This window comes from Polynucleobacter yangtzensis (assembly GCF_027924165.1).
In the GTDB taxonomy this organism is placed as follows: domain Bacteria; phylum Pseudomonadota; class Gammaproteobacteria; order Burkholderiales; family Burkholderiaceae; genus Polynucleobacter; species Polynucleobacter yangtzensis.
Map to the genome: position 1 here is coordinate 1,821,534 of NZ_AP026973.1, position 18,085 is coordinate 1,839,618.

Below are 18,085 nucleotides of genomic sequence, written 5' to 3' on the forward strand. Positions count from 1 at the left end.
AAGCTGCGGTTATGTCTTTGTGGCTGCATCCTTTGATTCTGTTGCTCTCGTTGGCATTTCACCCATCGACCGAGCAATTATAAGCCAGCAAACCAAGAGCACTGCCCCCATTGCAAAGACCGATAAATCACCATGGCTATCCATTAAATAACCTCCAATTACAGCCCCAGAGAACAAGCCAATCGATTGCGTAGTGTTATAAACACCTAGGGCGGTGCCCTTAGATTCTTTTGCAAAACGTGACACTAGGGATGGCTGCAAAGCCTCCAGCAAATTAAAGCCAACAAAATAAATTAGTAGCGCAGTCGCTATAGACATGACTGAATTAGCTTGGGTGAATAGTGTTTCAGCAATCAATAACAAAACAATCGCTACTAACAATACCGTTCTTAATTTCTGCTTCTTCTCGCCATAAATAATTGCAGGCGCCATGAAGACAAATGAGAGCAGCACTACAGGAAGATAAATTTCCCAATGCGAAGAAAGTGGTAAACCTGCTTGTACCAAAAGCCTTGGCACTACCAAGAACATAGCAACTTGAGTTGCATGCAATACAAATACGCCGAGATTTAAACGCATCAACTCTGGACGAAAGAAAACTTCTTTCAAAGAAGCTTGTTGAACTTTTGCTTCTGGTTTACTTGTTGGCAAGATGTAATAAGTGACAAACATCGCAATGACACCTAACACCGCTAGAACAATAAAAATTCCACTGAGGCTTATCGCGCGATAAATCGGAGCAGCAATCACCAAAGAAAGAGCAAATGAGAGGGCAATACTGCCACCAACCAAGGCCATTGCTCGAGTGCGAACTTGTTCTCGGGTTAAATCAGCCACCCAGGCTGAAATAGCAGCTGAAACTGCTCCAGCACCCATAATTCCGCGACCAATCGCAATCCACAACAAATCATCTTTGGCGGCACAAATCAGAGCGCCAGCTACAAATAAGGACAGTCCCCACAAAACGACTGGTTTACGCCCAATTCGGTCCGATAAACGACCTAAAGGGATATAAAAACAGGCCTGAACAATATTGAATATCCCAAGCGCCAAACCAACCCAAAGGGCATGCTCACCACCCGGCAAGCCTCGTGCATGAATGCTGAAGATGGGCAATAGCAGAAATAAGCCCAACATGCGGAGGCCAAAGATGCCTGCTAAGGCCAGAGTGGAGCGAAGTTCAGAAGAATTCATGGGAAAGAGCTATATTAACAAGTTACGCTAAAAAATCATGAATAACGAAATCAAGATCCGCGGTGCCCGCACCCACAACCTCAAAAACATCAATCTAGACATCCCTAGAGAGAAATTAGTCGTCCTCACTGGTTTATCCGGTTCAGGCAAAAGCTCATTGGCTTTCGACACTCTTTATGCAGAAGGCCAGCGCCGATATGTTGAGTCCCTCTCTGCATACGCACGTCAGTTTTTACAACTCATGGAAAAACCAGACGTTGACACGATTGAAGGGTTATCGCCAGCGATTTCGATCGAGCAAAAAGCTACTAGCCATAACCCTCGATCAACCGTAGGTACCGTTACTGAAATTCATGATTACTTGCGTTTGCTATTTGCACGTGCCGGAACGCCGCATTGTCCAGATCACGATCTTCCATTAGAAGCGCAAAGCGTTTCTCAAATGGTCGACACCGTATTGTCGATGCCCGAAGATACGAAGTTTATGATTTTGGCTCCTGTTATCAGCGAGCGAAAAGGCGAATTCGTTGACCTCTTCCAAGACCTACAGGCACAAGGCTTTGTGCGCTTCCGGGTACGCTCTGGCGGCGGCACAGCTAATGCTGCTAAGGCGGAGATCTTTGAAGTTGATCAACTACCAACGCTGAAGAAAAACGATAAACACTCGATTGAAGTGGTTGTCGATCGCATTAAAGTACGCCCCGATATTCAGCAACGTTTAGCGGAGTCTTTTGAGACTGCTTTGCGCCTAGCTGATGGCAAAGCCATGATCGTTGATATGGATACTGGCAAAGAGATGATCTTCTCAAGCAAGTTTGCTTGCCCAGTGTGCTCATACTCCTTGCAAGAATTAGAGCCTCGCCTCTTCTCCTTCAATAATCCAATGGGCGCTTGCCCATCCTGCGATGGTCTAGGCCACCAGTCCTTCTTTGATCCCAAACGAATTGTTGCTCATCCAGATTTATCGCTGGCATCAGGAGCCATTAAAGGCTGGGATCGTCGTAATCAGTTCTATTTCAAGTTACTGCAGACCTTAGCTAAGCATGGCGGCTTCGACGTAGAAAAACCATTTGAGACACTCAACAAGAAACAGCAGGACCTGATTTTATTGGGCTCTGGCGATGTCACCATTCCATTTGAGTACATCAACGAGCGTGGCAAGAACAGCATTCGTGAGCATGCTTTTGAAGGCATTGTTGCGAACTTTGAAAGACGCTATCGCGAAACCGACTCCATGACAGTGCGTGAAGAATTGTCGCGTTATCAAAATGTACAAACATGTCCTGAATGTAACGGCAGTCGTTTACGCAAAGAAGCTCGCTTTGTCAAAGTGGGCGAGAAAAAACAATCGCGCGCTATTTATGAAATCAGCGCCCTACCTCTAAAAGAGGCAAAAGAATATTTTGAAACGCTTGAGCTCAAAGGTGCTAAACGAGAAATCGCCGACAAGATTGTTAAAGAGATTGGTGCACGTCTACGCTTTTTAAATGACGTAGGCCTTGATTACCTTTCTCTAGAACGTAGTGCAGATACTCTTTCAGGTGGTGAAGCGCAGCGTATCCGCCTGGCAAGCCAGATTGGCTCTGGCTTAACCGGCGTCATGTACGTCTTAGATGAACCATCGATTGGTCTACATCAACGTGATAATGACCGCCTCATTGGCACGCTAAAACACTTACGTGATTTGGGCAATAGCGTCTTAGTGGTTGAACACGATGAAGATATGATTCGCGCCTCTGACTGGGTGATTGATATTGGCCCTGGAGCAGGCGTTCATGGTGGTGAGGTGGTTGCTCAAGGCACCCCAGCAGAAGTAGAAGCCAATCCGAACTCTTTAACTGGCGCTTACCTTGCTGGACGCGAGGCGATCGCTGTTCCAGAAAATCGCATTCCAGTAAACGATCGTTTCTTAGAAATCATTGGTGCACGCGGCAATAATTTGCAATCAGTGCACGCCAAGATTCCAGTTGGATTGTTAACCTGCGTTACTGGCGTTTCAGGCTCCGGTAAATCGACTCTCATTAATGACACCCTGCATCATGCTGTAGCCCAGCATCTATATGGCTCTAATGCAGAACCAGCAGCGCACGATGCAATTAAAGGTTTAGATCATTTTGACAAAGTCATTAGCGTTGACCAGTCACCGATTGGCAGAACACCACGCTCCAACCCAGCCACTTATACGGGACTCTTTACTCCAATCAGAGAACTCTTTGCAGGCGTTCCAGCTTCACGCGAACGTGGCTATGAGGCAGGTCGTTTCTCTTTTAACGTTAAAGGTGGTCGCTGCGATTCTTGTGAGGGCGACGGCGTTCTCAAGGTAGAAATGCATTTCTTGCCAGATGTCTATGTTCCTTGCGATGTTTGTCACGGTAAACGCTATAACCGCGAGACTTTAGATATTCGTTACAAGGGTAAGAATATTCATGAAGTGCTATCGATGACCATCGAACAAGCCCATGAATTCTTTGAAGCAGTTCCTGTAGTAAAGCGCAAACTCAAAACATTGCTTGATGTTGGCTTGGGTTATGTGAAGCTTGGACAAAGCGCGACCACTTTATCTGGCGGCGAAGCGCAACGCGTAAAGCTCTCTCTAGAACTTTCCAAACGTGACACTGGCAGAACCTTGTACATCCTCGATGAACCGACTACTGGCTTACATTTCCATGACATCCAGTTATTGCTGACAGTCATTCAGACACTCAAGAAACAGGGCAACACGATTGTCATCATTGAGCACAATCTCGATGTCATTAAGACGGCAGATTGGATTATTGATCTAGGTCCTAAGGGTGGTGCTGGTGGTGGACAGATTATTGCTACTGGTACACCGGAAGATGTGGCTAAGAATGAAGTGAGTTTTACAGGTCACTACTTGGCACCATTACTAACTCGCAAAGCGCCGACCCCTGTAGCAAGCAAAAAGAAAAAGTAAGGCGCTATCAGATCTCAGAGCAATTTGGCTTCAGCCAAATCGGTTGCTTCTGAATTGCCTGAGATCACCAAAATATCGTTAGCTTCTAGCTGCAGATCTAGAGTGGGGTCCAACTTCACATAATCAGCGTTACGGCTCTTACGACGAACCGCCTGGATGTTGACGCCCTCTTTCTCAAGGTCAAGCTCACCTAGAGTTTTACCAATTGCCTGTGAATGGGGCAACAGAGTAATGGCATGCAAACGCCAAGATTCATTGGAACCAAAGTCATCATCCGCAGATCCGCGGAAGTAACCCCTCAACAAGCTATAGCGCTCTTCCCGTGCAGTAGTAATGCGGCGGACCACCTTGCGCATCGGTACGCCCATAATTAACAAGACGTGTGAGGCAATCATCAAACTGCCCTCGATTAACTCAGGGACAACCTCGGTAGCGCCCGCAGCCTGTAACTTCGCAATATCCGCATCATCCCTAGTGCGAACCAATACAGTCATACCCGGACGCAAATGCTCAACTTGACGAAGAACGCGCATGCTTGCGGCAGTATCCGCATAGGTAATTACGACTGCCTTAGCCCTTGAAAGGCCTGCAGCGACTAAATAATTTTCACGGCTGGCATCGCCATAAACCACATTGTCGCCGGCAGCCGCAGCCTCTTTAACGCGATCAGGATCTAAATCTAATGCGATATAAGGAATCTTTTCTTGATCAAGCATGCGCGCCAAACTTTGACCTGAACGACCAAAGCCACAAATGACGACATGGTTTTCATTGCGTACACTCTTGGCAGCAACACGTGTCAATGCAAGAGATTGCAATAGCCATTCATTGCTTGAGAAACGCATTGCAATACGATCGCTATATTCAATGAGAAATGGTGCGCAGAACATCGAGATCAACATAGCTGCTAATACTGCTTGACTCAAAGTGGGATCAATCAAATCCAAGCCATCAATCTGATTGAGCAACACAAAGCCGAATTCACCTGCCTGAGCTAGACACAAGCCAGTTCTAATGGAGATGCCAGGGCTTGAACCAAAGACCCTAGACAACAAAGCGATAAGGCCAAACTTAAAGATAAGTGGCCCGATTAACAAAGCGAGAACAAGCACCCACTGCTCGCGAATGACATTGAAATCAAGCAACATGCCAATCGTAATAAAGAAGAGACCCAGCAAGACATCACGGAATGGTTTGACATCTTCTTCCACCTGATGGCGATAAGGAGTTTCAGAAATCAACATACCGGCCAAGAATGCGCCAAGCGCTAGAGACAAGCCAAAATGCTCTGTTAGCCCCGCCATGCCGAGCACAATCAACAAAAGGTTCAGCATGAACAACTCTTGTGAGCGCAACTTAGCAACCAACTTAAACCAATGACTCATCAAGCTTTGGCCAATAAAGAAAATCAATACCAAGGCAATCGTGATTTTGATTGATGCTGCAGTCAATGCAACAAATAAGTCAGAAGGATTTTTTCCAAGAGATGGCAATAAGATCAAAAGGAATACAACTGCCAAATCCTGGAATAGCAAAATACCCACAACGTTACGACCATGTTCGGTTTCTAATTCAGCGCGATCCGAAATCAATTTAGTCACAATTGCCGTAGATGACATTGCCAATGCACCACCTAAAGCAATGGCGGCATGCCATGAGATGGGGTAAATCCAATTCATTAATAAGCTAGCGGGAATCGCCAACAGCATTGTCAGAATGACTTGACTACCGCCTAGGCCAAATACGATAGATCGCATTGCCCGCAGCTTGTGGAGGTTAAATTCCAGACCGATCGAGAACATCAAGAAAACTACGCCAAATTCGGCTAAATACTTAACGGTGGCTGAGTCATTGGCCAAACCCAAGGCATGGGGGCCAATCAGCACGCCGATGGCCAAATAGCCCAAAATAGGGGGCAAGCCAAAATAGCGGAAAATAACTACTCCGGCCACACCTGAGGCCAGGAGAATGAGGGTTAATTGAAGGACTGACGGCATATACTTACTCGATGATAGCTAAGACTCGTGAACGTACCCTAAAGCTTGCGCGCGACACCCTCACTATTGAGGCTGCTGCACTGCAAACAATGCGTGATCGCCTAGAAGGCGTCAATGCTGACGCCCTTGTGCTGGCGGTTGAACTTCTGCATGGCTGCAAAGGCCGAATCGTGGTTTCCGGAATAGGCAAATCCGGTCATATTGCTCGCAAAATTGCCGCCACCTTTGCATCTACCGGCTCCCCTGCCTTTTTTGTTCACCCTGCCGAGGCAAGCCATGGTGATCTAGGCATGGTTACTAGAGACGATGTTTTTGTAGCGCTATCTAATTCCGGTGAAACGGATGAGCTTTTGACCATCGTACCTATTGTGAAGCGCACTGGCGCCAAACTCATTGCGCTAACCGGCGCACCAAATTCTTCTCTTGCCAAATTAGCAGATGCTCATCTGGATACCAGCGTAGAAAAAGAAGCTTGTCCATTAAATCTAGCGCCCACTACCAGTACTACTGCTGCATTAGCTATGGGTGATGCCTTGGCTGTTGCATTGCTTGACACCAGAGGATTTAAAGCTGAAGACTTTATTCGCTCTCATCCTGGTGGCAGACTGGGTCGCAAGCAACTCATGCATGTCAGCGAAGTGATGCGTAGTTTTGCAGACACCCCAAAGATCTCGGTCGATGCATCTCTACAAGACGCCTTATTAGAGATGACTTCAAAACGTATGGGCATGGTGGTAATTCTGGATGCCAACAAAAAAGTGTTTGGCATATTGACCGATGGTGATTTACGTCGCCTTCTAGAAAAAACTACTAACCTAGATGGCATCAAACTCGAGAGTGCAACTACTGCCGATCCTCGCACCATCCCGGCAGAACTGCTAGCTGAAGAAGCGATTGAGATGATGGAGAAGCATCGCATCAATCACCTAGTAGTGACCGATGACAAAGGTCATTTATTGGGCGCCCTAAATCTGCATGATTTATTTGCGGCAAAAGTAATTTAATTTCATTAGCAATCGATCTATTCATGCCCAGCGCCTTTAGCACCCATAACACCAACCCATTAGCCCAATATCCCCAAGCCTGGGAGCGCGCGGGCAAGGTAAAGCTCTTGGTTCTAGACGTAGATGGCGTCTTAACGAATGGTCAAGTGTGGATTGGCGCCGATGGTAAAGAATCTTTAAAGGCTTTTGATATTCAAGATGGTCTGGGAATTAAGTTATTAGAACAATGTGGCATTCCTACTGCAATCATCACTGGCAGAAATTCAAAAATGGTTTTGGCACGCTGTGAAGAGCTTGGAATTAAACATGTCCACATGGGCGTTGAAAACAAAGCTATTGCATTAGCAGAAGTCATCAAATCCCTAGGACTCACTTCAGCAGATTGTGCCGTTATGGGTGACGACTGGCCAGACATGCAAATGATGAAACAGGCTGGTTTAAGAATTTGTCCAGCACAAGGTCATGAAGCTGTTAAAGAATTTGCTCACTTAGTAACTACCCGTAACGGCGGCAATAGTGCTGTACGCGAAGTGTGCGATCTCATTCTCAAAGCACAGAATCGCTATGAAGAATTACTAGCCAAGGCTCGTATCTAAGCAATGCAACTGAATCCCCAACAAATTAGGCTTGGTATTGGTCGCACATTGTTGCGCCTGATGCCGTTGCTTTTGATGGGCGTCCTGACTCTATCCACTTTTTGGTTAGTGCAAAAAACTACTCCGCCAGAAAAATCTCCTTTAGAGCGAGTACGCCTTCATGAGCCTGATTACACTATTAAAGATGGCGCGCTATCTGCGCTAAATGAATTAGGAAACACTAAATATCGAATTCTGGGTGTGAAGGTAACTCACTATGATGATGACGCATCCATCGATATTCTGACGCCCCGCATGCGTTTGTTTCAAGCTGATAAGGCGCCGGTAACAGTCAAGTCCGATACTGGGCATCTTGATGGCGATCTCACCATTTTGGATTTATACGATAACGCTAGCATTTACCGACCTGCTCAAGAGGCCACAGCAACCCAGCCAGCCACTTTAAGAATGTTGGCTAGCTCTAGTTATTTCAAAGTTTTAATTAACGACGACATTATTGAAACGAATCGACCCATTACCCTGGAACAGGGAATGTCAATCATGAATTCCACAGATGGCGGAGTATTTAATAATATTGAACAAAGTATGGTGCTCAGCGGTCAAGTTAAGGGACGTATTGAACGCGCGCCCCGGAGAAATCCATAATGCGCATCATTCATTGGCAGCAGGCTCGAATCCTTCTTGGCTTCCTTGTATTAGGGCTCTATATAGCGAGTCCAGCGCACGCTGAAAAAGCAGATCAAGACAAGCCCGTTATTTTGGAAGCAGAGAAAGTTTCCGTAAACGACGTTAAACAAATTTATGACCTTAACGGTCAAGTTCTCCTTATCAAAGGCAGCATTATTGTTACCGGTGAAGATGGGCACATTACAGTCGATCCTCAAGGTTATGAATTTGTTGATGTCATCGGTAATCCCAATGAGGTAGCCAGCTTCAGGCAACGTCGCGAAGGACCCGCAGATGAATTTATGCAAGGGCGTGGCGCCCAGGTTACATATGATGCCAAAACAGAGTTCCTAACAATCACTGGAGACGCCAGCCTGAAACGCTTACTCAATATGCAAATGCTCGATCAATTAAAGGGCTGGAAAATTGAGTACGATGATGTAAAGCAGTACTATCGTGTCATCCCTCCAAAGGATGCAAAGCCAGAAGACCTACCATTAGCAAGAGCCATCCTTTCACCAAGACGAAAAGCAACATTAGAGAAATGACAGCGGATTTAACTCAAGCCAGCGATGCGCCCACACTCAGCGCCCATAACCTACAAAAACGTTATGGCTCAAGGACTGTGGTTCGTGACGTATCCGTTCAAGTGCGATGTGGAGAGGTAGTAGGTTTGTTGGGTCCCAATGGAGCGGGTAAAACAACCTCCTTCTACATGATTGTTGGCCTTGTTCCTCTCGATGGTGGAAACATTGTTTTAGACGGCGCAGATATTACGCATTTGCCAATTCACGAAAGAGCCCGCATGGGCCTTTCTTATTTACCGCAAGAAGCGTCTGTATTTCGAAAGCTCAACGTAGCTGAAAATATCCAAGCCGTACTTGAGCTCCAAGTTCAGGGTGGCAAACCTCTCAGTAAAGCTGAGATTGCCAATCGCCTAGATGAGCTCTTGGGCGAACTCCAGATTAGCCATCTGCGCAATAATCCAGCACTCTCCCTGTCGGGTGGCGAGCGCAGGCGCGTTGAGATTGCAAGAGCCCTTGCTTCCCAGCCTAAATTTATTCTGTTAGATGAACCCTTTGCCGGCGTTGACCCTATTGCCGTTGGGGAAATTCAGCGGATCGTACGCTTTTTGCGAGACCGTCAAATTGGGGTTCTGATTACCGACCACAATGTCCGCGAAACCCTAGGCATCTGCGACCACGCTTACATCATCAGCGAGGGCAGCGTGCTAGCCGAAGGGAAACCAGATCAGATTATTCAAAACGATGCTGTTAGAAGAGTCTATCTGGGTGAAAACTTCCGGATGTAAGCCCAGCAAGGCTTCCGACCTTTTTAGTAATAAAAATCGCTTCACCCTCTTGGTTTTCAGCAAATTCGCTGATACGCTGGAGTCTCATGGTTTATTTTTCCAAAAAAAACAGCTCAAAAAATTTCAGGGGCCTGCTGCGCACCCTAAGCATCACTATGCGCACGCATTAATAGTATCTATACAAGGAGTTGCTAATGAATTTAAAAATTAATAGCCGTCATGTAGAAGTTACACCCGCAATGCGCTCACACCTTGAGGCGGGGCTAGCCAAAATTCGTAAGCACTTTGACCACGTGATTGATGCGTCCGCCTTTCTGATAGTGGATAAGGCCAAGGAAAAGGATCTTCGCCAAAGCGCTGAGATCACTATTCACCTTAAGGGGAAGGACTTGTTCGCTGAAGCACATAACGCCGACCTCTATCATGCGATGGATGCGGTAGTGGATAAACTGGAGCGTCAAGTTGTCAAACACAAAGAAAAGATCCAAGATCATCACCACGAAAAGCATTTTGAGTGATCTCTTGCGTCAGGACACCTATAATCGATTCACATGAATGCCCTGACCCAACTTTTTACTCCCGACTGCATTGCATTGGACGTACCTGCCAAAAGTAGGGCCGATGCATTTGCAGCCGCTGGAGAGCTATTTGCCAAACAAACTGGGATCGACAAAAGTTCTGTAGTCGAGTTCCTCAATGCACGCGAAGATTTAGGCTCTACCGCCCTTGGTGCTGGGGTAGCTATTCCTCACGGTCGAGTTAAAGGGCTTAAGCAACCAAACGCAGCCTTTATGCGACTCCAAAGTCCTATTGAGTTTGCAGCTCCCGACGGTGAACCGGTATCCATTCTGATTTTCTTATTGGTACCTGAAAAAGCCACACAACAACATTTAGAAATCCTATCTTCAATTGCTCAACTGCTATCAGACGCAGATGCGCGCCAAACTTTACTTTCATCTACAGACCCCTCAAAAGTTTGTGACCTCCTACAACGCTGGGGTACAGCAAAATGACTCAGCCATTACTCCTAGACGGAGTAACTGCTCAGCAGATTTTTGATGACAATGTTTCAGAATTAAAACTTTCTTGGATTGGTGGCCTCGAAGGCGCTGATCGCACATTTCCACCTGAGGCTGTAAAAGCCGCTGCTGCCAGCTCTGACTTGGTGGGGCACTTAAATCTAATCCACCCGAGCCGTATACAAATCTTCGGCGAGCAAGAGGTCGACTATCACGCTGCTCTGGAGCCAAAACAAAAACAAGAGCAAATTGCGAGTTTGATTTCTAAAACTCCACCATGTGTGATTGTGGCCGACGGCAAGAGTGCAGACCCTGATTTACAACTTTTCTGCCAACGTTCTTCAACACCTTTATTTACTACTGCGATTTCTGCTGCAGAGGTAATTGATCATTTACGTACCTACCTAACCAAAATTGGCGCGCCTCAAATCACAATGCATGGTGTCTTTATGGACATCTTGGGTCTTGGCGTCCTACTCACTGGCGAATCTGGTCTTGGCAAGAGTGAATTGGGTCTTGAGTTGATCTCACGTGGCCACGGCCTGGTTGCGGATGATGCAGTTGACTTTGCGCGGCTTGGACCTGATTACATTGAGGGTCGCTGCCCTGTTATCTTGCGCAACTTACTCGAAGTTCGTGGATTGGGATTATTGGATATCCGGACGATCTTCGGTGAAACAGCTGTTCGTCGCAAATTAAAACTGCGCCTAATTGTTCAGCTTGTACGCAGAACTGATGGTGAATTTGAGCGCTTGCCGCTTGAAGCTCAGCACATTAATGTATTGGGTATTCCAATCCGTACGGTCAAAATTCAGGTTGCTGCTGGTCGCAACTTAGCCGTTCTAGTTGAGGCAGCGGTCCGCAATACGATTTTGCAATTGCGCGGCATTGACACCCTGAAGGAATTCATTGAGCGCCAACGTCTGCAAATGAATGCAGAGGCAGACTCCATTAAGTCACAGGGTCGCTTACTTTAAGTTATGCAAATTAATCTGATTACCGGAATCTCAGGCTCAGGTAAATCAGTAGCCCTGAGGGCTTTTGAAGATGCAGGCTATGACTGCGTTGATAACCTTCCTGTTTCTCTTTTAGAAAATCTCATCTCCACTCTAGAGCAAGAGCAATGCGAGCGAGTTGCGGTTGCCATCGATGCTCGTCGAGGACAATCCATTGCAGAGCTGCCATCTATTCTTGAGAACTTACGCAAAAATCATCAGGTCCGAGTTGTATTCTTAAATGCCGATACCAATACTTTGGTGCAACGCTTTTCAGAAACACGTCGTCGCCACCCCTTATCTACCAATGCCAAGCAGTCCCAATCAGCAACGCTCATTGAGGCCATTGATAAAGAACGTAACCTGCTAGAGCCCTTACGCGCCCAAGCGCACAGCATTGATACCAGCAACATTCCTGCTCATGCGCTGCGCTCTTGGATTCAGGATCTTCTCAAAGATAAGCCTGTTGGCTTGACTGTGGTATTTGAATCGTTTGGATTTAAAAAAGGAGTGCCAAGCGAGGCAGATCTCGTTTTTGATGTGCGCTGCCTACCCAACCCTCACTACGACAAAATCCTAAGACCACTTACCGGCAACGACAAACCTGTCAAAGAGTTCTTAGAAAAAATTCCTGAGGTAGTTAATATGGAGGCGGACATTACGCAATTCATTCATCGCTGGCTGCCGCATTACATTGCCGACGGACGCAGTTATCTAACGGTGGCTATCGGCTGTACTGGTGGTCAACATCGCTCGGTTTATTTAGTTAATCGCTTAAGTGAATACTTTCGCAGCCAAAAAGACTTCAGCAACTTACAGCTTAATTTTTTAGACCGTCACCGCGAACTAGACTCAATCCCTGTAGCAAAATCTTAATCGGTTGCGGTAGGCCGTAGCGTCCCAACTGATTCAAGGGCACCCACTTTAAATCCGGGTTTGAAAGCGTCAACTCCTTTGAGCAATTTGATTGCCATATATGCATCCATAGACGTCTATGAGTAAATACATGCTTAATTTCATTTGCCTTCTGGAAGGGCTTACAAGCCTTTGCAAGGGCTAACGTCTTTAATTGTGGCATCGCAGCTTCAAACAATTCCTGTGAGCTTAAATCAGCCTCTTTAGAGCCCAGCACCCTAGGCTTCCAGGTTGATTCAGGCAGAGACCAGAGGCCGCCCCAAATCGCTTTGCTGGGGCGCTTTTGCAGCAAAACAGAATTACCTGAACGGATCAACAACATATTGCAGTCGAATTCAGGAGATTTCGTTTTCTTGGTTTTTTGCGGAAGCAGAAGTACTTGATCGCTCAAATTAGCCTGGCAGTCTTTTGCAAAGGGGCATTTTCTTTCAGAGCCCAAACAAACCGGTTTGCGTGATGTGCACCAGGTTGCACCAAAGTCCATCAAGGCTTGCGTATATACCGGCATATCAACCGATTTTTTTGGCAGCAAATCGGTTGCCAAATTCCAAAGTTGATCATTCACGGCCTTGTCTTGAATGCTACCCTCAACCGCAAATAAACGAGCCAAGATGCGCTTCACATTGGCATCCAAAATGGGCGCACGTTCATGAAATGCAAAGGCAGCGACTGCACCCGCAGTAGAGCGACCAATACCTTTTAATTGCTCTAGCAAAACGGGATCACTTGGAAACTTCCCCGCAAATTCTGTCATTACTTGCTTGGCACATGAATGCAAATTTCTAGCGCGAGAGTAGTAACCTAAGCCAGCCCATTCTGCCAACACTTCATCAATATCTGCAGCAGCTAATTTTTTAACCGTTGGGAAGCGCTTCATAAAGCGTGGGTAGCGCTCAAGCACAGTGGCCACCTGGGTTTGTTGCAGCATGATTTCAGACACCCATACCGCGTACGGATCTCGATTGCCTTGCCAAGGCAAGCCAGAGCGACCGCTGATGCCATGCCAAGCAATTAACTTTGGCGCAAAGGTGTTAATCAGCGTTTTTGACATTGTGGGCAAAAGTAGGTGGAGCGCTGACCCTGCACTATCTGGCTAATGGGCGTTTTACATACCTTGCATGGCAACCCCTTGCGATCGTAGACCTTGGTTTGGACCATGAAATGTCCTGGATCGCCATCACTATTCACAAAATCTTTTAGTGAGCTACCACCGGCATCAATTGCTTTTTTTAGTATCAACCTGACAGCCTGTGCAAGGCGCGAACATTGTGGTCGAGTTAACTTTCCGGCCGCCTTAGCAGGATGAATGCCTGCCTCAAATAAACTTTCAGAACAATAAATATTGCCAACACCGACAACTGCTTGGCCTGCCAAAAGAAATTGTTTAACTGCAACACTACGCTTGCGCGAAGATTGATACAAAACCTCTGCACCTAATTCTCCCGAAAACTCTGGAGAGAATGGCTCTACTCCCAGCTTTTGCAAAAGCGTAAATTTTTCAATAGGGCCCTTAGATTTAGGGTGCCACAAAACGGCGCCAAATTTTCTAGGGTCATGCAAACGCAAACTCAACTTCCCAAATTCAAACGTTACTCGATCATGGGTCTTCAGGGGATCCGAGCTTGGTACAACTCGCAAGGTTCCCGTCATCCCCAAATGAATGAGCAAATAACCCGTATCCATTTCCAATAAGAGGTACTTGCCGCGACGCTCTATGGTGCTGACCTTTTGCCCCGGCAAGGATTTGCTTAGACTTACAGGGACGGGCCAACGCAAGCGCCCATCAATGATTTTGACGGCGGTGACTTTGCGTCCCTCAAGGTGAGGCGCAATTCCTAATCGTGTGACCTCTACTTCTGGAAGTTCTGGCATAAATGGATTGTAGATTCGCGGATTAGAATGTGCTTATGAGTAAATTCGTACTGAAACCTCTATTACCGGCTTTATTCCTGGCAACCTTGGCTGGTGGAGTCCTTTCACACGCCCAAGCGCAGCCACAGGCAAATGGATTGCAAACCGGCGAAGCCATCTTTGAGGTCCTTGCCTCCGAAATCGCGCTCCAACGTGGCGAGGCTGGCTTGGCCTACAACACCTACCTGGAGATGGCGCGTCAATACAAAGATCCTAGGTTGGCCCAAAGAGCGATGGAAATAGCGATTGCGGGCGGCTCACCAGACCTAGCCATGCAAGCCGCTAAGACTTGGGATGAACTATCTCCAGCTTCAGATTCAAAGCCGAAAGAAGTTTTAGTGACCCTGTTGATTCTGAGCAATCGCTGGTCTGATGCAGTTAAGCCAGCCATCGCATTGCTGCGACAACAAACTCCGGCACAACAAGTAAACACTCTTTTGCAATTACAAGCACTGCTTGCCAAAGCAAAAGATGAATCGGATGCACTGCGTGCGTTTTATGAAATCGCATCAACCGTCAAAATTGCCCCCAAAGATCCTGGCTTGCTCTACACCTATGCAATGTCTGCCGAAAAAGTCGGCCGCATCGATGTCATGGAAAAAACCTTGCGCGATATTTTGCGGAAATACCCAAATGATGTGAACTCTTTAAATGCTCTTGGCTACTCTCTGGCTGATCGAAATGTACAGTTACCAGAAGCATTTGCACTAATCACCAAAGCACATCAACTATCACCAAAAGACAGTTTCATTTTGGATAGCTTGGGTTGGGTGAATTTTCGTCTTGGAAAAAACGCTCTCGCCTTAGAGCAACTGCAACAAGCATTTGCCATGAAACCAGAAGCAGATATTGCTGCCCATGTTGGAGAGGTTTTGTGGGTCATGAATCGCCAGAGCGAAGCAGAAGCAATCTGGCGAAAAGGCCAGAAGTTGGATGCCAATAACCCAACACTTAAGGAAACACTTAAACGCTTTAAGCCTGATTGGACTAGAGATGATCAAACAGCTAAAGGTTCTTGGGATGGTCGTTTCGCAGTCAAAGTTATTGGCTTAACTGAAACACAAAACCAAGGTGGCTCAGGCGGATTTACCTTAACGCAAGAATCGTTAAAAGATGTACTAGAGATACGCAATCCCATGGGTGGATCAATTGCAAAAATTACCATCACACCAGGTGAAGCAACTCTGGAGAGCGATGGTAGGGTTGTAACGGCAGTAGACGCTGACACCTTAGTACAAAATACCTTAGGACTCCCCCTGCCAGCAAGAGGTCTATCAAACTGGTTAAGAGGTGAGGTTCGTGCCGGTAGTGAAGCGAGCGTTGATAGAAATGCTAATGGCCAGGTGAACAAAATTAGTCAAGATGGCTGGGACCTTCTTTATACGTGGAGCAATACCGGTCGTCTAGAGAAACTCACTATGACACGCAGCTCGAATATTGGTTCAATTGATATTCGTCTTGTATTTGACAGACCGAATGATTAAGCAAGAAGAATATGGTGAGTCTCGATTCTTTATCTCTTCGCTCGCCAGCTAAGCTCAATCTTTTTTTACATATTGTTGGGCGCAGAGAAGATGGTTATCACCTACTTCAATCCGTCTTTCAACTCATCGACTGGTGTGACACGCTCCACTTAAAACGCATTCCTGAAAATGAAGTGCGCCGAGTAAATCCCATTCCTGGAGTTGCACCTGAACAAGATTTAGTAGTACGCGCCGCAAATCTGTTGAAAGATTTTTGCAAGCTTGAGGCTGGTGTTGAAATTGATCTGCAAAAACAAATTCCGATGGGCGCAGGAATGGGTGGCGGATCCTCGGATGCAGCAAGCACATTGATTGGCCTCAACACTCTTTGGAATCTCAATCTACCCAATGAAACTCTTTGTAACTTGGGCTTAAAGCTCGGGGCTGATATCCCATTCTTTATTTTTGGCAAAAATGCCTTTGTTGAAGGCATTGGGGAGAAAATTCAAGAAATTTCTCTTGAAACTCCTCATTTTTTGGTCATCTTCCCCAACCAGGCTATTGCAACCGCTAGTATTTTTCAAGACCCGGAATTGACCCGAGATCACGCTCAGATTACAATAGATGGCTTTCTTGCATCGCCATTGTTATTTCAATCAAATGATTGTCAGGCTGTAGCGATGCGGATTTGCCCAGAAGTGAAGCAAGCTTTGGATTGGATTACCCAGGCAGTACCGGGCTCTCAGCCCCGTATGTCCGGATCTGGAAGTAGCGTTTTTGCAGTCTTAGACCCTAAGACTGACTTCGCAAAACTAGAAAATCTGCTTCAAAATCTTCCTAAAGGGTGGGTAGGTCGGGTTGTTCGGGGGCTAAATAAAAATCCCGCTTACAATTTGATTTCTTCAGATTGACCTGTAGGGGAATCGCCAAGCTGGTTAAGGCACTGGATTTTGATTCCAGCATGCGAAGGTTCGAATCCTTCTTCCCCTGCCAAAGACTGTAGAAACGACAAAGAAAACCTTTTGACCCCACAAAACCCTTAAGACTATGTCCTCCATAAACGCAGATTTATTGACTCTTTTCACAGGCAACGCAAATCCCGTTTTGGCTGAGGCTGTAGCCAAAGAACTCAATCTCCCGATGGGAAAAGCCTTTGTTGGCCGCTTCTCAGACGGTGAGATCCAAGTAGAAATTCAAGAAAACGTTCGCGGCAAAAATGTCGTAGTGATCCAATCAACCTGTGCACCTACAAACGACAGCTTGATGGAGCTCATGATCATGATTGATGCCCTGAAACGAGCATCTGCAAGCCGCATAACCGCAGTGATTCCTTACTTCGGCTATGCCCGTCAGGACCGTCGCCCCCGTTCAGCGCGTGTTGCGATCTCTGCACGTATCGTGGCAAACATGCTCCAGTCTGTTGCTGGCATTGAGCGGGTTTTGACAATGGACTTGCATGCCGACCAGATTCAAGGCTTTTTTGATATCCCAGTAGATAACATCTACGCCTCTCCAGTCCTTTTAGCCGATTTAGAAGCGCAGAAAACCAAAAAAGACCTCATCATTGTGTCTCCAGACATAGGAGGCGTTGTTCGCGCCCGCGCGATGGCTAAGCAATTAGGTACTGATTTAGCGATTATTGATAAACGCCGCCCTAAAGCGAACGTATCCGAAGTAATGCACCTTATTGGCGAAGTAGAAGGCCGCCACTGCGTAATCATGGACGACATCATTGATACAGGTGGAACCCTCTGTAAAGCCGCTGAGGCGCTTAAAGAGCGTGGTGCCAAGGGCGTTACCGCCTACTGTACTCACGCCGTGCTCTCAGGCGGTGCTGTGGCCCGTATTGCTGCTTCCGAGCTAGATGAATTGGTTGTTACTGACACCATTCCCCTCACTCCTGAGGCAATGAAAGTAGCAAAAATTCGCCAATTAAGCGTTGCCCCCATCCTTGCTGAAACCCTTTTCCGCATTAGTAAAGGTGATTCAGTGATGTCGATGTTTGCCGAATAAGCCAAAAATCACTGTTTTACCCCGGTTTTTGGCAGTTTTAGGCCTTTTGTAGGCAAAAACGTTCT

The 18,085-nt window shown here is 46.6% G+C and carries 17 protein-coding genes and 1 tRNA gene; 14 read left to right on the top strand and 4 right to left on the bottom strand.

Annotated features, from left to right (window positions below; all coding sequences use genetic code 11):
- Positions 1 to 9 precede the first annotated feature (9 nt).
- Complete coding sequence (locus QMF28_RS09115; protein WP_281742413.1) at positions 10 to 1,194, bottom strand: MFS transporter; 1,185 nt, start codon at positions 1,192 to 1,194, stop codon at positions 10 to 12.
- A gap of 37 nt (positions 1,195 to 1,231) precedes the next feature.
- Here QMF28_RS09115 and uvrA point away from each other — a divergent pair, with 37 nt between their 5' ends.
- Complete coding sequence (gene uvrA, locus QMF28_RS09120; RefSeq protein ID WP_281742414.1) at positions 1,232 to 4,129, top strand: excinuclease ABC subunit UvrA; 2,898 nt, start codon at positions 1,232 to 1,234, stop codon at positions 4,127 to 4,129.
- 14 nt (positions 4,130 to 4,143) lie between these two features.
- Here uvrA and QMF28_RS09125 read toward each other — a convergent pair whose 3' ends face one another.
- Positions 4,144 to 6,126, bottom strand: a complete 1,983-nt coding sequence (locus QMF28_RS09125) for a monovalent cation:proton antiporter family protein (protein WP_281742415.1) — start codon at positions 6,124 to 6,126, stop codon at positions 4,144 to 4,146.
- Positions 6,127 to 6,137: 11 nt separating this feature from the next.
- Here QMF28_RS09125 and QMF28_RS09130 point away from each other — a divergent pair, with 11 nt between their 5' ends.
- The 9 genes from QMF28_RS09130 to rapZ all read left to right on the top strand — a co-directional run bounded on the left by QMF28_RS09130 (position 6,138) and on the right by rapZ (position 12,594).
- Positions 6,138 to 7,130 carry a KpsF/GutQ family sugar-phosphate isomerase gene (locus tag QMF28_RS09130; RefSeq protein ID WP_281742416.1) on the top strand — a complete coding sequence of 331 codons (993 nt, stop codon included), beginning with the start codon at positions 6,138 to 6,140 and terminating at the stop codon, positions 7,128 to 7,130.
- A 23-nt stretch (positions 7,131 to 7,153) separates the two neighbouring features.
- Positions 7,154 to 7,726, top strand: coding sequence for a KdsC family phosphatase (locus tag QMF28_RS09135; RefSeq protein ID WP_281742417.1), 573 nt, complete (start codon positions 7,154 to 7,156; stop codon positions 7,724 to 7,726).
- 3 nt (positions 7,727 to 7,729) lie between these two features.
- Positions 7,730 to 8,371: an LPS export ABC transporter periplasmic protein LptC gene (gene lptC / locus QMF28_RS09140; RefSeq protein WP_068319617.1), complete on the top strand. Its 642-nt coding sequence runs from the start codon at positions 7,730 to 7,732 to the stop codon at positions 8,369 to 8,371.
- Entirely contained in the window at positions 8,371 to 8,940 is a 570-nt protein-coding gene (lptA, locus tag QMF28_RS09145; RefSeq protein ID WP_281742418.1) for a lipopolysaccharide transport periplasmic protein LptA, read from the top strand. Before lptC ends, lptA begins: the two co-directional genes overlap by 1 nt.
- Positions 8,937 to 9,704: an LPS export ABC transporter ATP-binding protein gene (gene lptB / locus QMF28_RS09150; protein ID WP_068319620.1), complete on the top strand. Its 768-nt coding sequence runs from the start codon at positions 8,937 to 8,939 to the stop codon at positions 9,702 to 9,704. Before lptA ends, lptB begins: the two co-directional genes overlap by 4 nt.
- A 194-nt stretch (positions 9,705 to 9,898) precedes the next feature.
- On the top strand, positions 9,899 to 10,222 hold the full coding sequence (gene hpf / locus QMF28_RS09155; protein ID WP_068319625.1) for a ribosome hibernation-promoting factor, HPF/YfiA family: 324 nt from the start codon (positions 9,899 to 9,901) through the stop codon (positions 10,220 to 10,222).
- 33 nt (positions 10,223 to 10,255) lie between these two features.
- Positions 10,256 to 10,717 (top strand): PTS sugar transporter subunit IIA, encoded by a 462-nt coding sequence (locus tag QMF28_RS09160; protein ID WP_281742419.1) that lies wholly within the window; start codon positions 10,256 to 10,258, stop codon positions 10,715 to 10,717.
- Positions 10,714 to 11,700 carry an HPr(Ser) kinase/phosphatase gene (gene hprK, locus QMF28_RS09165; protein WP_281742420.1) on the top strand — a complete coding sequence of 329 codons (987 nt, stop codon included), beginning with the start codon at positions 10,714 to 10,716 and terminating at the stop codon, positions 11,698 to 11,700. Before QMF28_RS09160 ends, hprK begins: the two co-directional genes overlap by 4 nt.
- Positions 11,701 to 11,703: 3 nt before the next feature.
- Positions 11,704 to 12,594, top strand: a complete 891-nt coding sequence (gene rapZ / locus QMF28_RS09170; protein WP_068319632.1) for an RNase adapter RapZ — start codon at positions 11,704 to 11,706, stop codon at positions 12,592 to 12,594.
- Here rapZ and mutY read toward each other — a convergent pair.
- Positions 12,539 to 13,684, bottom strand: a complete 1,146-nt coding sequence (mutY, locus tag QMF28_RS09175; protein WP_281742421.1) for an A/G-specific adenine glycosylase — start codon at positions 13,682 to 13,684, stop codon at positions 12,539 to 12,541. The two genes, rapZ and mutY, sit on opposite strands and share 56 nt — an antisense overlap.
- Positions 13,669 to 14,505 carry a bifunctional DNA-formamidopyrimidine glycosylase/DNA-(apurinic or apyrimidinic site) lyase gene (mutM, locus tag QMF28_RS09180; protein WP_281742422.1) on the bottom strand — a complete coding sequence of 279 codons (837 nt, stop codon included), beginning with the start codon at positions 14,503 to 14,505 and terminating at the stop codon, positions 13,669 to 13,671. The genes mutY and mutM overlap by 16 nt, the downstream gene beginning before the upstream one ends.
- A gap of 35 nt (positions 14,506 to 14,540) precedes the next feature.
- On the opposite strand from mutM, the gene QMF28_RS09185 reads away from it, so the two are divergent.
- The 4 genes from QMF28_RS09185 (at position 14,541) to QMF28_RS09200 (ending at position 18,020) form a co-directional block, all read left to right on the top strand.
- A complete protein-coding gene (locus QMF28_RS09185) occupies positions 14,541 to 16,028 on the top strand; it encodes a lipoprotein insertase outer membrane protein LolB (protein WP_281742423.1) in 1,488 nt (495 codons plus the stop codon).
- Between the two features lie 11 nt (positions 16,029 to 16,039).
- On the top strand, positions 16,040 to 16,918 hold the full coding sequence (gene ispE, locus QMF28_RS09190; RefSeq protein ID WP_425594894.1) for a 4-(cytidine 5'-diphospho)-2-C-methyl-D-erythritol kinase: 879 nt from the start codon (positions 16,040 to 16,042) through the stop codon (positions 16,916 to 16,918).
- Positions 16,919 to 16,923: 5 nt separating this feature from the next.
- A tRNA-Gln gene (locus QMF28_RS09195) sits at positions 16,924 to 17,000 on the top strand.
- A gap of 54 nt (positions 17,001 to 17,054) precedes the next feature.
- Positions 17,055 to 18,020, top strand: a complete 966-nt coding sequence (locus QMF28_RS09200; protein WP_425594895.1) for a ribose-phosphate pyrophosphokinase — start codon at positions 17,055 to 17,057, stop codon at positions 18,018 to 18,020.
- The last annotated feature ends 65 nt before the right edge of the window (positions 18,021 to 18,085 follow it).